Below are 13207 nucleotides of genomic sequence, written 5' to 3'. Positions count from 1 at the left end.
TGCCACCTAAGATTTTGCGAAAGCGGGCGACAGAGCCGATCTCAGACGAGGTCGGCTCTTCGCGTTTATAGACTATCGAATAACGAGCTTCTATTTATAACATGAGCTCGTTATTTGGTTAGCCTCAAATTGTTGGATCAATAAGATGATCTTATTGAGGAAAGTCGTTTATCCATTCTTCTTCTTTCTGCCGCATAAGCTGAGCTTCTGTTTCAGATTTATCGCCGTATCCACACAAGTGTAGAAGCCCATGAGCTAATACACGCTTCATCTCATGCTGTGGCGTGACGTTCATTTGAATGGCGTTATCTTTTACTCGATCCACGCTAACGAAGATATCGCCTTCTATTTTACTTTCTTCTTCGCTTTGATCAAACGTAATGATATCCGTATAGTAATCATGCTGTAGGTAATCCCGATTGACTTGTAGCAGATATTCGTCCGAGCAGAATATGTAATTCAGATCACCTATACTGAACCCTTCTTTATTGGCCTGCTTCTTCAGCCATTGCTGAGTTACTCTTTTTTGTGGTTGCTCGTAAGGAACATCTTCAGAGAAAAAGCGTATCATTTTGATTTGTGGTAATGGCTCAATGCTAACTGCTTTTTGAATCTCGCGTGGCTACTTAGCTTGGGCGGTAACGTAATTAAAATAAAAAGGTTAAGTCTATTTATTAACCTTAGGATAATTTTAAATTTTATAGTCAACACAAAGCGTTAGTTATCCACATCTAAGTTGTGGATAACTAACGCTTTGTGCACAATGTAAACATGCAATGACCTTGAATTACCAGTTTTCAACTAGATCATTGAAGCGTTCCAGCAAGAATTTCGACCTATCACCAACAGCCCCGTTACCAATACTCAGATCGCTAATTTGAACTATGGGTAACACCTTTTTAGTAGAGCTGGTAGTAAAAGCCTCATCAGCATCGTAAAGCTCGGATAGTAACACAGGACGTTCAATTACTTCAAAGTCGTTCTGCGCCAACTGCATAACCGTACGTCGAGTAATACCGTGTAGGATATTCCTGTCCGACGTAATAAGTTGGTCGCCTTTTATAATGAAGAAGTTACTGCGGCTCAGCTCACTAATTTCTCCGTCTTTGTGGTACAGAATATCAGATGCTCGAGCAGCACGGATAGCTTCGGCCATTAAAATGACGTGCTTATAGTCGGTGGTCTTTACTTCGGCCATTTCACGGACGTAATCGTCCAAGATCACTTTAATACCTTGCTCGTATTGACTAATCGGTACTGGATGAATGTCTTCAGTCATGATCAACAGATTGGGCTTGATAATGCTGATGCTGTCCGATGAATACCCCCCCGTCATAACAAAACGGAATGCAACGTCGATACTACCGTTCTGAGTGCTGCGTTCGAGCAGATCCATAACGATAGCATATGTTTCATCCTTACCGACAGGTAAACTCAGATGCATGCGCGTAGCTGAGTTCTGGAAGCGCTCCCAGTACCAATCCCACTGAAATGGTCGCCCGTTGTAGGTAAGAAAATAGTCGAACAGGCCGTAACCACGGAGCAGTGATAGATCCGTAACTCCAATAGCTAGCTGATCGACAGGAGCGATCGTTCCGTTTAGATATCCGTAATGCATGAAGAGTAAATAAAAATGCTGTGCCCGCAGAATCGTTACGTGTAGCGGGCACAGCAGATACTTATTACGCGAGCTTCTTGTATTTAATGCGGGTTGGCGTCGCTTCTGTACCTAGCCGCTTCCGTCGATTTTCCTCGTATTCGGAGAAGTTCCCCTCAAACCAATAGACTTGAGAATCGCCTTCAAAAGCTAGAATATGGGTTGCAACACGGTCCAGGAACCAGCGATCGTGGCTAATAACTACTGCGCAACCGGCAAAATTTTCTAAACCTTCTTCCAGAGCCCGGAGCGTGTTGACGTCAAGATCATTTGTTGGTTCATCAAGTAGGAGAAGATTAGCTCCCTCCTTCAGCGTCATAGCCAGATGCACACGATTTCGTTCTCCGCCGGATAACGTACCGATCTTCTTTTCTTGATCAGCACCCGCGAAATTGAAACGGCTAACGTAAGCACGAGCATTGCTTTGTTTTCCACCCATCATGATCCATTCATTACCGCCGGAAATGGTTTCGTAAACGGACTTATTGGGGTCAAGGCCATCGTGCTCCTGATCGACGTAAGCAACCTTAACGGTCTCGCCAACATCGAACGTACCAGCATTCGGTTTGTCACGTCCAGTGATGAGTTTGAACAACGTCGTTTTTCCTGCTCCGTTGGGGCCGATAATACCAACAATACCTCCCTGTGGCAAACGGAAATTTAGATGCTCGAACAGAAGGCGATCACCGAAAGCTTTCGCAACGTCCTCTGCTTCGATTACTTTAGCGCCCAAACGTGGTCCAGCCGGAATAAATATTTCTAGCTTCTCGTCGCGCTGTTTGGCGTCTTCGCTCAGCAACCGTTCGTAAGCGCCTAAACGGGCTTTTGACTTTGCCTGACGCGCTTTAGGGGCCATGCGTACCCACTCCAATTCGCGTTGTAACGTTTTCTGCCGCTTGGATTCGGTTTTCTCTTCCTTAGCTAAACGCGTTTGCTTCTGATCGAGCCAGGATGAATAGTTTCCTTTCCAGGGGATACCTTCGCCCCGGTCAAGCTCAAGAATCCAGCCCGCTACGTTATCCAAGAAGTAACGATCGTGCGTAACGGCAATGACGGTACCCGCGTATTGACGAAGGTGTTCCTCCAGCCAGAGTACAGATTCGGCATCCAAGTGGTTGGTTGGCTCATCGAGAAGCAACACATCCGGTTGTTGTAACAGCAGCCGGCATAAGGCTACCCGGCGCTTTTCTCCACCAGATAAATTGTCGATAAGAGCATCGGATGGTGGGCAACGTAACGCGTCCATTGCCCGCTCCAATTTCTGATCAAGCTCCCAGGCGTTGTAGTGATCCAGTTTTTCCTGGACTTCACCCTGGCGTTCGATGAGTTTGTCGAAATCAGCGTCTGGGTCACCGAAGGCTTCGTTAATCTCATCAAACTCTTTGAGGAGGTTGACAACTTCCTGAACACCTTCTTCGACTACCTCGCGAACCGTCTTTCCTGAATCGAATTTTGGTTCCTGTTCCAGCATGCCGACCGAGTAGCCGGGCGAGAACACAACCTCACCGGTATAGCTTTTGTCAATACCCGCAATGATGCGCAGCAGAGTAGATTTACCCGAACCATTTAAGCCTAAAACTCCAATTTTTGCACCATAAAAAAAGGAAAGGTATATGTTCTTTAGGATTTGTCGGTTAGGGGGAATATTTTTACTCACGCCCGCCATGGAGAAAATTATGGTTTCCTGGCTCATTAATTTCTGATAGATTTGTGGTTGGCAAATGTGCCCAAATTTAACCCTCAGCGCAGCCTTAACCAAAAACAGTAATGGAAAACGCTTCACTGGTAGACGAATACGGTTACGTCAAAGACGGAAAGGTATTTTTAAAGGGCTACCTGAATTATGAAGACCGCCAGATTGGCGAAGTCAAACGAACCGAGCAGGAAGCGCTCGATTATTTTAAAAATCGCTTCATCATCGCCGAAAACAAAGTCAGTCAGTTAGAGAAAGATATTGACGAAGCTCAGAATAAAGGGTCTTATCTGACTAAACTAGTTCAGCTTCGGAAGAAGTTGATCGGCTTTGACGCCCTTGGTGATTTTCCTCCTCTGCTCGAACGACTGGATGCACAGGAAGCGCTCTTGGCAGACCTGATATCGGTTAACCAGCTCAAAAATCTGGAAATCAAACGGGCGTTGATCGGTGAAGCCGAGGCCCTGGTCGATAGTACGGACTGGCGCCCAACTGCCGATGCTCTTCAGGAGGTTAAAACCAAATGGATTAAAACGGGACCTGTCGATAAATCAGTTGAAGCCGACGTTGAAGGACGTTTCCAGGAATTGCTCGACAGTTTCTTTCAACGCCGTCGCGAATTTTTTAATGAACAGAATAAGATTATTCAGGAACGCCTGGATAAATACGACGAGCTAATTCGACTTGCGTTCCGGGCAAACCGGCTCGGTGATCTGGACGCTGCATTTCAGGAAGTACGTCGCCTGAATAACGCCTGGAAGCAGGTAGGTGAAGTTCCGATCAAGAAAAGTGGCAAGTTGTACAAGTCGTTCAAAAAAGCGACGACAACATTCTACGCTAAGTATAATGAAGCCAAAGGTATCGTCATTGAGAAAAAAATCGATCCACGGATTGAGGCTCAGATGAAGATGGCCGATGAGGCAGAACGGCTGGCTAAACAGGATGATATTGTAGCAGCGGCCGATCGGGCCAAGGTGCTGCTCAACAGCTGGAAGGAAATCAAAATTCCGTTCAAGATGCAGGACAAAGACATCAACGAACGTTTCCGAGCTGCCTGCGACAAGATTTTTGAATTAAGCTACCTCAACCGCGTATTGACGCGGAAATACCCCGCTTTTGAATTAAAAAGCCAGGCGGAGCAAATTCGGACAAAAATCCGGGAAATGGAGTACTTGGTTAAACGAGAGAAAAACGATCTTCAGTTTGCCTTGCAGGATGCCGATGGACTAGATCCGAACAATCCGGACGATAAGATGGTGCTCAATAAGATCAATACGCAAAAGCGAAAGATCGCGATGAAAGAAATAATCCTGAAAGAATTTCAGAAGCAGCTGACTGCGGTCGGGTACTAGATTTTATATATCCCCAAACAACGAAACGTGCCCTGGACTAGTCCAGGGCACGTTTCGTTGTTTGGGGATGTTATTACGGTATGGAAACAAACTTGAAACAACTTGAACCCGTAACCGAAACGGAGTTTCGGGAGGCCATCATTCCGGGAAAATTTGTCCGGATCGAATACCTGACGGATCTGAACGAGTTTATCAAAGCCGACGTACTGATCAAGGATTTCCTGAGTCAGGATGGCGTTGAATTGATCAAGCTGGCAACGGGCGAAACGATTCCGCTCAACCGCGTTGTCAGCCTGGATCGTCGGTTATCGCCAAACTTCCCTGGCTATGGTAATTACTCGTGTGATTGTTAATTGAGCAGATCAAAACCACAGTAAGGGACCAGCGCGGCTGGAATACGAATGCCTTCCGGTGTCTGATTATTCTCAAGAATCGACGCCAGAATTCGCGGTAATGCCAGCGCTGAACCGTTCAGCGTGTGCAATAGCTGCGTTTTGCCATCAATTTTGGAACGTAATTTCAAGCGGTTAGCCTGATATGTTTCAAAATTAGACACGGAACTTACTTCCAGCCAGCGTTGCTGCGCAGCCGACCAGACTTCCATGTCATACGTTAGCGCCGAGGTGAAGCCCATGTCGCCCCCGCAGAGCCGCAGCACCCGGTAAGGCAATTCCAGCTTTTGCAACAGCAATTGTACGTGGTGGCTCATTTCTTCCAGCGCAGCATAGGAGTTTTCTGGTTTTTCGATACGTACTAATTCGACTTTGTCGAACTGGTGCAGTCGGTTCAGCCCGCGAACGTGCGCCCCCCAGGAACCTGCTTCCCGCCGGAAACAGGGCGTATAACCTGTATTCTTGATGGGTAATTGGTTCTCGGGTACGATTGTGTCCCGGTAAAGGTTTGTGATTGGAACTTCGGCCGTCGGAATCAGATAAAATTTCTCCTCGTTGATCAGGTACATTTGTCCTTCCTTGTCAGGAAGTTGGCCCGTGGCAAATCCAGACTCTTCATTGACCACGATCGGTGGCTGAATCTCGAAATAACCTGCGTTCAGCGCTTCATCAAGGAAGAAATTGATCAACGCCCGTTGAATACGGGCTCCTTTGCCTTTGTAGACAGGGAAGCCAGCACCAGTAATCTTAACGCCCAGTTCAAAATCAATGATATCGTACTTTTTAATTAGCTCCCAGTGTGGTTGAGCATCGGCATGGAGCGTAGGCTTTTCGCCGTTTTCCAACACGACTTCGTTATCATCGGCCGAGCGGCCTTCGGGAACGCTGCTGTGTGGTAAGTTCGGAATCGTTACCAGAACGGCCTGTAACTGCTGTTCAGCCTGGTTTAACAACTCATCGAGTTCTTTCGACCGATTTTTCAGCGTTGCTGTTTCAGTTTTAGCGGCTTCGGCTGCTTCCTTCTGGCCGCTTTTCATCAAGGCACCAATCTCCTTCGCTTTCGCGTTAGATTGGGCTAATACCTCGTCTAATTCCTTCTGAGTATCCCGACGCTGCTGATCGAGGGTTAGTACTTGGTCGATAACCGCTTCGGCGTTCGCAAAATGCTTTTTGCGTAAACCAGCTAGCGTCGCTTCTTTATTTTCTCGAATGAATGGAACCTGTAGCATTTGAGTTAGCTATTTTGTTGGGTAAATAACCCGTCATTCAACGCGTTTAGCGCGTCGGCTTTGTAACGACCGTGGATGAGTAGTGATAAGTTGCTCTCCGTACCACCGTATGAAACCATCCGAATCGGAATACTTTTCATGGCGTTGAAGACACGTAACGCGACGCCTTCATTGTCGGCGCTGAAGTTTCCAACGATACAAACGATTGTCTGATCATGGTCGGGTTCTTCCAGCGTACAGAAAGCATTCAGTTCTTCCGAAATTTCAGCAAGCCGATCTGTGTTATCGATCGTAACCGAAACAGACACTTCCGACGTAGCAATCATGTCTACCGGCGTTTTATACTTTTCGAAAATCTCGAAAATCCGGCGCAGGAACCCATACGCATTTAGCATACGAGTCGAGTGGATGTACAGAGCCGTGATACCATCCTTGGCAGCTACAGCTTTGAATACGGGCCCCGAATGACCAGTCGAAGAAGGTCTGTCAGCGATGAGCGTACCCGGAGCACTGGGCTCCATCGTGTTTTTCAGACGAACAGGAACGCCAAACATCCGGGCGGGTGTGATCGTTGACGGATGCAAAATCTTAGCGCCGAAATAAGCCAGTTCAGCTGCTTCATCGAAGGTCAGCTCACGGACAGGAAACGTATTTTTAACGATTCGTGGATCGTTGTTGTGCATTCCGTCGATGTCCGTCCAGATCTGGATTTCTTCGGCCCGAACCGCCCCACCGATCAGCGAGGCCGTGTAATCCGAACCGCCCCGTTTAAGGTTATCAACTTCGCCCCGTGGGTTCCGACAAATGAAGCCCTGGGTAACAATGATATGTTTATCATCATGCTGAGGCAGCATGTCCGCCAATCTCTGCTCAGTGAACGAGATGACGGGCTCATTGTCTGCATCAATCTGCATGAATTCCAGCGCCGGCAGTAAGACCGAAGGAACACCTTCTTCATCAAGATAAGACTGAAAAAGTTGCGTACTCAGCAATTCGCCTTCTGCCACCAGTTCCTTTTCCTGCTTCAACGTGAAAGGCTTGATCGTTGTCAGGGAACGTATGAACGAAAACTCGTTATCAACGATCTGCTGACCAGCTGCTTTACCAGCTTCGGTACTGTATAGCTCGCTGACAAACGTATCGTAATGCGCTTTGAGCGTATCAATAGTCTGATTCGCCTGTGCGTCATTGTTATCCTTGAGCGACTCACCGATAGCCAACAGTGAATTCGTCGAGCCTGACAGCGCCGATAATACGACAATTTTACGTGTATCATCGGCCGTAACTAATCGGCGGATGGATTGCATACGTTCGGGCTTCCCGACCGATGTACCTCCAAATTTCCAGACGTGCATATGTGAAGAGTGAAAGAGTGAGTGAGCGAAAGAGCGAAAGAATGAAACTTAGCTACATCGCTCTTTCACTCTTTCATTCCGCATCGGCGGTCCGATTTCGCTCTTTATAGTTTACTGTATACCAGCTTCTGCAAGCCGAGCATTTTGATAGCGGTGATGGCGGCTTCATCACCTTTGTTCCCATGTTTGCCACCCGCCCGGTCGAGGGCCTGTTGCTGATCGTTTGGTGTCAGAACACCAAAAATGACCGGTTTGCTGGTCTTCAAACTGACATTGGTCAGGCCTTGCGCAACGGCGTGATTGATGTAATCGTTGTGTTTGGTTTCACCCTGAATGACGCAGCCTAAAGCAATAACCGCATCAATGTCATCACGCTGCGCAAACCACTGTGAACCCAGGCTTAGTTCGTAACTACCCGGTACGTTCGCCCGGACGATGTTTTCGGCTTTGACGCCGTGTTGAAGCAGCGTTTGGTAAGCACCGTTAAAAAGTGCTTCTGTTACTTCGGTATTCCATTCGGAAACCAGAATGGCAAAACGCCGGTGACTGACATCGGGTAGCGCGTCTGTCGAGAAGACGCTGAGGTTTTTTAAATCAGAAGCCATATATCCGTAAAATTTCGTCTGTAGGGAATGAAAACAAAAAAGGACAAAACCCCGGTCGGCTTTGTCCTTTGCTGTATTTATGATTGTCAAATACGCTTACGACTCACCGACCGTTGCCTCCAGCAACGATTTGTATTTTCGAGCACTAACAGCCTCGGTCGATTGTGCGTATTTTTCGATGATCGTATTGTATGTGTCGATCGCTTTATCGTTTTGTTTAGCTTGCTCCTGGGCGACAGCAAGTTTCATCAGGTACGATGGGCTAAAGAATTTATTTGGCTTGTAGTCAGCTGCTTTCTGATAGTAGCTGGCAGCCTCTTCAAAATCCTTTTTCTCCATATACGCATCGCCAATTAGAGCATAAGCACGCGCCTGAACCAGCAGATCCGATGAGCTAAAGCTTTTGAGTTGATCAATCGCTTCATCGAACTTACCCTGTTTCAGTAAAGCCGTACCAGCGTAAAATGCAGCCAGATTACCAGCGGGTGTAGAGCCATAGTTATCGGCAACAGAAAGCAATCCGGGAGTCTTACCATCGCCGTTCAACGCCTGTTTCAGCGAATCTGCTTCAAGTTGGTATACCGAAGGGAAGAGTTCAACCTGGGCGGTTTCGTCCTGGCTACTCACGTAGTACCGATAGCCGAAAAAGCCGACAATCAATAAAACGATTCCACCAAGGACACCGAAAAGGACGTTCCGGTTTTCCTCAAAAAAATATTCGGCCCGTTCAAACTGACCTGTCAACGCGTCCGGGTCTTCTAAAAAATCCAATCCGCTGTTCTTCTTGCTCATGCTTTTGCAATTTGGATTGCAAAATTAGAAAGAATTAAACTTGTGAAAAAGCGTAATGTTCAAAACTTTACAGAAAGATTTTTTACTAAATGGCCGTATCCCGAACAGACATAATTTCGGATGATCGCACGCAGCGGATCTGGTGAGGTAACAGGATTTCAATGGCTACCGTCTCGCCAGTTAACGTAACAAACTCAACCTCGAATCCTTTACCTTCCCCATATACAGTCAAAATCGTGCCGACATCGCCCTGTTTTAGCCGACCGCCGGCCACATCTTCCTGGAGCACAACCAAATCAAACTCATTCATACTCGGTACCAACTGATTTGTTTAAATAACGATACGCTCACCGTCTTGTTTTTAGAAATGATGTAGATTTGTGGCGCTAATCTTCTAGGGGTGCCTGAAAATAACGGGCTGAGATTATACCCATTGAACCTGATCCGGGTAATGCCGGCGAAGGGAGACGGAGTTCATTTCTACTAACTTTTTGACAATCAAAAGGTAGGTTTGGCCCCTTGGCCTATCGTCATGTTTTTTTCGCGATGAAAAAACCGATGATTGGGCGGTATAACCGCTTTTATCTACTGACAGTCCTGAGTTGGCTGTTTGTGCTGCCTGTATGGGCTCAATTCACGCTTTCCGGAACAGTAGTTGACGCCGAAGGTGCTGCCGAAACGCTACCCGGTGTTGCCGTTACCGTTGAAGGAACCTATAAAGGAACATTCACCAACACTAATGGAGCATTTCAGCTAACCAATCTACCAGCGGGACCATTATCTCTGCGTATTTCTTTACTGGGTTATGAATCCCAGACCAGGGAGCTGCAACTGACCCAGAACGAAACGCTTTCTATTCGTTTACAGAGGACGGCGGTTGTGGTGGATGAGGTAACAGTGAGTGCTACCAGAGCCGATCAGAAGTCGGCGATCGCCTACACGAACGTTTCACGTCGGGATCTGAACAAGCTTAATTTGGGACAGGACATACCGCAACTGCTCAACTTTACGCCTTCTATCGTGACCACATCAGATGCTGGGGCCGGGGTGGGTTATACGGGTATTCGGATTCGGGGGTCGGATGCCACACGGGTGAACGTAACGCTGAACGGGATTCCCTATAACGATGCTGAATCGCAGGGAACGTTCTTCGTGAATATGCCCGATTTTGCGTCGTCGGTGAGCAGTATTCAGATCCAGCGGGGGGTAGGTACGTCAACGAATGGCGCGGGCGCGTTCGGGGCTTCGCTGAATATTCAGACGAACCAACTTCAGGAAAAGCCATACGCCGAAGCCAATCTGTCGGCGGGCTCGTTCGGTACCCGGAAAGTAAACGTACTGGCTGGAACAGGGCTGCTTAATAATCATTTTGTGCTGGATGCCCGACTGTCTAAGATATATTCAGATGGCTACGTTGATCGGGCATTCTCGGACCTGAAATCGTTTTACATCTCCGGCGGCTATTACACCAAGAAAAGCTTTTTCCGGTTGAACGTCTTTTCGGGCCGGGAGCAGACCTACCAGTCGTGGGGTGGCGTCCCCGAAGATTTACTGCGGACCAACCGGACGTACAATGTATATACCTACGACAACGAAACCGATAACTATCAACAGGATAATTATCAGCTCATTACGTCGCACGAGCTAAGCCGGAACTGGCGGCTGAATGTATCGGCTTTCTATACAAAAGGACGGGGTTACTATGAACAGTTTCGGCCTAATGACCGCTTCAGTAATTACGGTCTGCCGAACGTAGTAATTGGCGATTCTACAATTACCCGCACGGACATTATTCGGCGTCGGTGGTTGGATAATGACTTTTATGGTACTGTTTTTTCGCTGGATTTCAACAGTTTTAAAAAGCTGACGGCGAACATTGGCGGGGGCTGGAACCAGTATAAAGGCGCTCACTTCGGCGAAATTATCTGGGCGCGCGTTGCCGGAAATACCAATATCCGGGACCGGTACTATAACGACGATGCGACCAAGACGGATTTTAATCTGTACGCTAAAGCATTCTACCAGTTTACGTCAAAGTTCAACGCCTACGCTGACATGCAGGTGCGGCAGATCAAGTACTCGTTCCTGGGGTTCAACAGCCAGCTCCAAAATGTGCAGCAGAATGCCAGCCTGACGTTTTTCAACCCTAAAGCTGGCCTCACGTACACACTCAACGATCAAAATTCAGTGTACGCGTCGGTAGGTGTTGGGCACCGCGAACCGAATCGGGATGACTATACGCAATCGACACCCGAAAGTCGCCCTAGAGCAGAGTCCCTGATTGATTACGAAGCGGGCTATAAACTACAAACCGCTCGGTTGGCAGTTACGGCAAACGCGTATTATATGAATTACCGGAATCAGCTGGTGCTATCCGGGCAACTAAACGACGTCGGCGCTTACAACCGGGTGAACGTACCAAGCAGCTACCGGGCGGGTGTTGAGCTGGAAGCCGGTGTGCGTTTGACCAATCAACTGCGCTGGAATCTGAACGCTACGTTCAGTCAAAACAAGATCCGGAATTTCACGGAGTATCTTGACAACTTTGACAACGACCAGCAGGAGTCACGTCAGTACAGTAAAACCGATATTGCGTTTTCGCCCAATGTGATCAGCGGTTCGCAGCTGATGTACACCCCGGTGAAGGGACTGGAATTAAGCCTACTGTCGAAATACGTCGGGAAGCAGTATCTGGATAATACGTCGAATGAAAGCCGGAAGCTGAATTCGTATTTCACCAATGATATTCGGCTGATTTACTCGCTGAAACCAAAATTTGCGGAGGAGATTACGTTCACGTTGCTGTTTAACAACGTTTTCAATGAGCTATATGAATCGAACGGCTATACCTACGCCTACATATCTGAAGGTGCCGTGCGCGCCGACAATGGTTATTATCCACAAGCAGGGCGAAACTTCCTGGCGGGGATAAGGTTACGATTTTAATCAAACAAAAAAGGGTCGGTTTGTGCCGACCCTTTTTTGTTACCCAATAGCCTGTTCCAGATCCTGAATTAGGTCCGTTACGTCCTCAATACCGACGCTAAGCCGGATTAAGGTGTCTTTCAATCCGTTCTTTTCACGCTCTTCTTTCGGGATGCTGGCATGGGTCATGCTGGCCGGGTGCGTGCAGAGCGATTCAACCCCACCCAACGATTCACCCAGGGAAAATACGTCGAAGCTTTCCATTACCCGAACTGCTTCGGGCATCGAGTCACCTTTGAGTTCGAAAGAAAGCATACCGCCAAAACCACGCATTTGCTGTTTGGCCAGTTCATGCCCCGGATGATCGGGTAGACCTGGGTAATGGACCCGACTTACTTTAGGATGCTGTGCCAGATACTGCGCTACCTGGAGCGCGTTCTCGCAGTGACGCTGCATCCGAACATGTAAGGTTTTGATGCCGCGTAGAACCAAAAAACAGTCCTGTGGTCCCGGTACAGCCCCGCAGGCGTTCTGAATGAAAGCTAGTCTCTGCGCTGTTTCGTCGTCATTCAGGACAATAGCACCCATCACGGTATCAGAGTGACCGCCCAAGTATTTCGTGGCCGAATGCACCACGATATCAGCACCCAGATCGAGCGGGTTTTGCAAATAAGGGGATGCAAACGTATTGTCGACGACAAGCTGAATGTTACGTTGCTTCGTAATCTGGGCAATCGCTGTAATGTCGACCAGCCGAAGCAGGGGATTGGTAGGCGTTTCGATCCAGACCATTTTCGTAGCGGACGTAATAGCCGCTTCCAGGTTGGCCGGATTGTCCAAGCTGATAAATTTGAAGGTTAGTCCAAAATCCTGAAAAACACGTACCATAATCCGATACGTACCACCGTATAGATCGCTGCTGGCAATGATCTCGTCGCCGGGCTTGAAAAGTTTCAGAATGGCATCGGTAGCGCCCAGACCCGACGCGTAGCAAATGCCGTGTTTGCCGTTTTCGAGCGCAGCCAGATTATTCTGCAACACTGTTCGCGTTGGGTTCTGCGTACGGGCGTATTCATATCCCTTGTGTTTACCCGGCGATTCCTGAACGTAGGTGGATGTCTGGTAAATAGGCGTCATAATTGCGCCCGTTGTTGGGTCCGGCTCGATCCCTGCGTGAATGGCTTTTGTTCCGAATTTCATACTCGAA

General features: G+C 47.9%; 12 protein-coding genes and 1 riboswitch. Of the genes, 3 read left to right on the top strand and 9 right to left on the bottom strand.

Translation table 11 applies throughout. The features are described from left to right. Window positions 1-151 precede the first annotated feature (151 nt). The 3 genes from ybeY to ettA all read right to left on the bottom strand — a co-directional run bounded on the left by ybeY (window position 152) and on the right by ettA (window position 3350). Complete coding sequence (ybeY, locus tag ACYVAD_RS15405; RefSeq protein WP_461140395.1) at window positions 152-571, bottom strand: rRNA maturation RNase YbeY; 420 nt, start codon at window positions 569-571, stop codon at window positions 152-154. 216 nt (window positions 572-787) lie between these two features. Beyond that, complete coding sequence (locus ACYVAD_RS15400; protein ID WP_461140394.1) at window positions 788-1618, bottom strand: aminotransferase class IV; 831 nt, start codon at window positions 1616-1618, stop codon at window positions 788-790. 64 nt (window positions 1619-1682) lie between these two features. Next, on the bottom strand, window positions 1683-3350 hold the full coding sequence (gene ettA, locus ACYVAD_RS15395; RefSeq protein WP_461140393.1) for an energy-dependent translational throttle protein EttA: 1668 nt from the start codon (window positions 3348-3350) through the stop codon (window positions 1683-1685). Window positions 3351-3424: 74 nt separating this feature from the next. Between ettA and ACYVAD_RS15390 the strand changes: the two genes are divergently transcribed. After that, the gene (locus ACYVAD_RS15390; RefSeq protein ID WP_461140392.1) at window positions 3425-4702 is read left to right on the top strand and encodes a DUF349 domain-containing protein; all 1278 of its coding nucleotides are present in this window, start codon (window positions 3425-3427) and stop codon (window positions 4700-4702) included. A gap of 80 nt (window positions 4703-4782) precedes the next feature. Then, window positions 4783-5055 carry a hypothetical protein gene (locus ACYVAD_RS15385; RefSeq protein ID WP_461140391.1) on the top strand — a complete coding sequence of 91 codons (273 nt, stop codon included), beginning with the start codon at window positions 4783-4785 and terminating at the stop codon, window positions 5053-5055. Here the strand turns inward: ACYVAD_RS15385 and serS are convergent. The 5 genes from serS to ACYVAD_RS15360 form a co-directional block, all read right to left on the bottom strand. Next, window positions 5052-6323: a serine--tRNA ligase gene (gene serS / locus ACYVAD_RS15380; protein ID WP_461140390.1), complete on the bottom strand. Its 1272-nt coding sequence runs from the start codon at window positions 6321-6323 to the stop codon at window positions 5052-5054. The two genes, ACYVAD_RS15385 and serS, sit on opposite strands and share 4 nt — an antisense overlap. Before the next feature lie 5 nt (window positions 6324-6328). After that, window positions 6329-7678 (bottom strand): aspartate kinase, encoded by a 1350-nt coding sequence (locus ACYVAD_RS15375; RefSeq protein WP_461140389.1) that lies wholly within the window; start codon window positions 7676-7678, stop codon window positions 6329-6331. A 104-nt stretch (window positions 7679-7782) separates the two neighbouring features. Continuing rightward, window positions 7783-8283, bottom strand: a complete 501-nt coding sequence (gene ribH / locus ACYVAD_RS15370) for a 6,7-dimethyl-8-ribityllumazine synthase (RefSeq protein ID WP_461140388.1) — start codon at window positions 8281-8283, stop codon at window positions 7783-7785. A gap of 96 nt (window positions 8284-8379) precedes the next feature. Then, window positions 8380-9075 (bottom strand): tetratricopeptide repeat protein, encoded by a 696-nt coding sequence (locus tag ACYVAD_RS15365; RefSeq protein WP_461140387.1) that lies wholly within the window; start codon window positions 9073-9075, stop codon window positions 8380-8382. A gap of 85 nt (window positions 9076-9160) precedes the next feature. After that, window positions 9161-9385 carry a DUF4926 domain-containing protein gene (locus tag ACYVAD_RS15360; protein ID WP_461140386.1) on the bottom strand — a complete coding sequence of 75 codons (225 nt, stop codon included), beginning with the start codon at window positions 9383-9385 and terminating at the stop codon, window positions 9161-9163. Between the two features lie 76 nt (window positions 9386-9461). Continuing rightward, a riboswitch (TPP riboswitch) is annotated at window positions 9462-9558 on the top strand. A 63-nt stretch (window positions 9559-9621) separates the two neighbouring features. On the opposite strand from ACYVAD_RS15360, the gene ACYVAD_RS15355 reads away from it, so the two are divergent. Next, a complete protein-coding gene (locus ACYVAD_RS15355) occupies window positions 9622-12021 on the top strand; it encodes a TonB-dependent receptor (RefSeq protein ID WP_461140385.1) in 2400 nt (799 codons plus the stop codon). 39 nt (window positions 12022-12060) lie between these two features. Here ACYVAD_RS15355 and ACYVAD_RS15350 read toward each other — a convergent pair whose 3' ends face one another. Then, window positions 12061-13200 carry a cystathionine gamma-synthase gene (locus ACYVAD_RS15350; RefSeq protein ID WP_461140384.1) on the bottom strand — a complete coding sequence of 380 codons (1140 nt, stop codon included), beginning with the start codon at window positions 13198-13200 and terminating at the stop codon, window positions 12061-12063. Window positions 13201-13207 lie beyond the last annotated feature (7 nt).

The sequence above is a fragment of the Spirosoma pomorum genome (assembly GCF_054776615.1).
Note: the sequence above shows the minus strand (reverse complement) of the source record. Positions and strands in the feature narration are given on the sequence as shown.

Bases quoted from the DNA above. Each gene is read 5' to 3' on its own strand.
- ACYVAD_RS15385 (WP_461140391.1), top strand. From the start codon at position 4,783: ATGGAAACAAACTTGAAACAACTTGAACCCGTAACCGAAACGGAGTTT.
- serS (WP_461140390.1), bottom strand. From the start codon at position 6,323: ATGCTACAGGTTCCATTCATTCGAGAAAATAAAGAAGCGACGCTAGCT.
- ACYVAD_RS15375 (WP_461140389.1), bottom strand. From the start codon at position 7,678: ATGCACGTCTGGAAATTTGGAGGTACATCGGTCGGGAAGCCCGAACGT.
- ribH (WP_461140388.1), bottom strand. From the start codon at position 8,283: ATGGCTTCTGATTTAAAAAACCTCAGCGTCTTCTCGACAGACGCGCTA.
- ACYVAD_RS15390 (WP_461140392.1), top strand. From the start codon at position 3,425: ATGGAAAACGCTTCACTGGTAGACGAATACGGTTACGTCAAAGACGGA.
- ACYVAD_RS15400 (WP_461140394.1), bottom strand. From the start codon at position 1,618: ATGCATTACGGATATCTAAACGGAACGATCGCTCCTGTCGATCAGCTA.
- ybeY (WP_461140395.1), bottom strand. From the start codon at position 571: ATGATACGCTTTTTCTCTGAAGATGTTCCTTACGAGCAACCACAAAAA.
- ACYVAD_RS15360 (WP_461140386.1), bottom strand. From the start codon at position 9,385: ATGAATGAGTTTGATTTGGTTGTGCTCCAGGAAGATGTGGCCGGCGGT.
- ettA (WP_461140393.1), bottom strand. From the start codon at position 3,350: ATGAGCCAGGAAACCATAATTTTCTCCATGGCGGGCGTGAGTAAAAAT.
- ACYVAD_RS15350 (WP_461140384.1), bottom strand. From the start codon at position 13,200: ATGAAATTCGGAACAAAAGCCATTCACGCAGGGATCGAGCCGGACCCA.
- ACYVAD_RS15365 (WP_461140387.1), bottom strand. From the start codon at position 9,075: ATGAGCAAGAAGAACAGCGGATTGGATTTTTTAGAAGACCCGGACGCG.
- ACYVAD_RS15355 (WP_461140385.1), top strand. From the start codon at position 9,622: ATGAAAAAACCGATGATTGGGCGGTATAACCGCTTTTATCTACTGACA.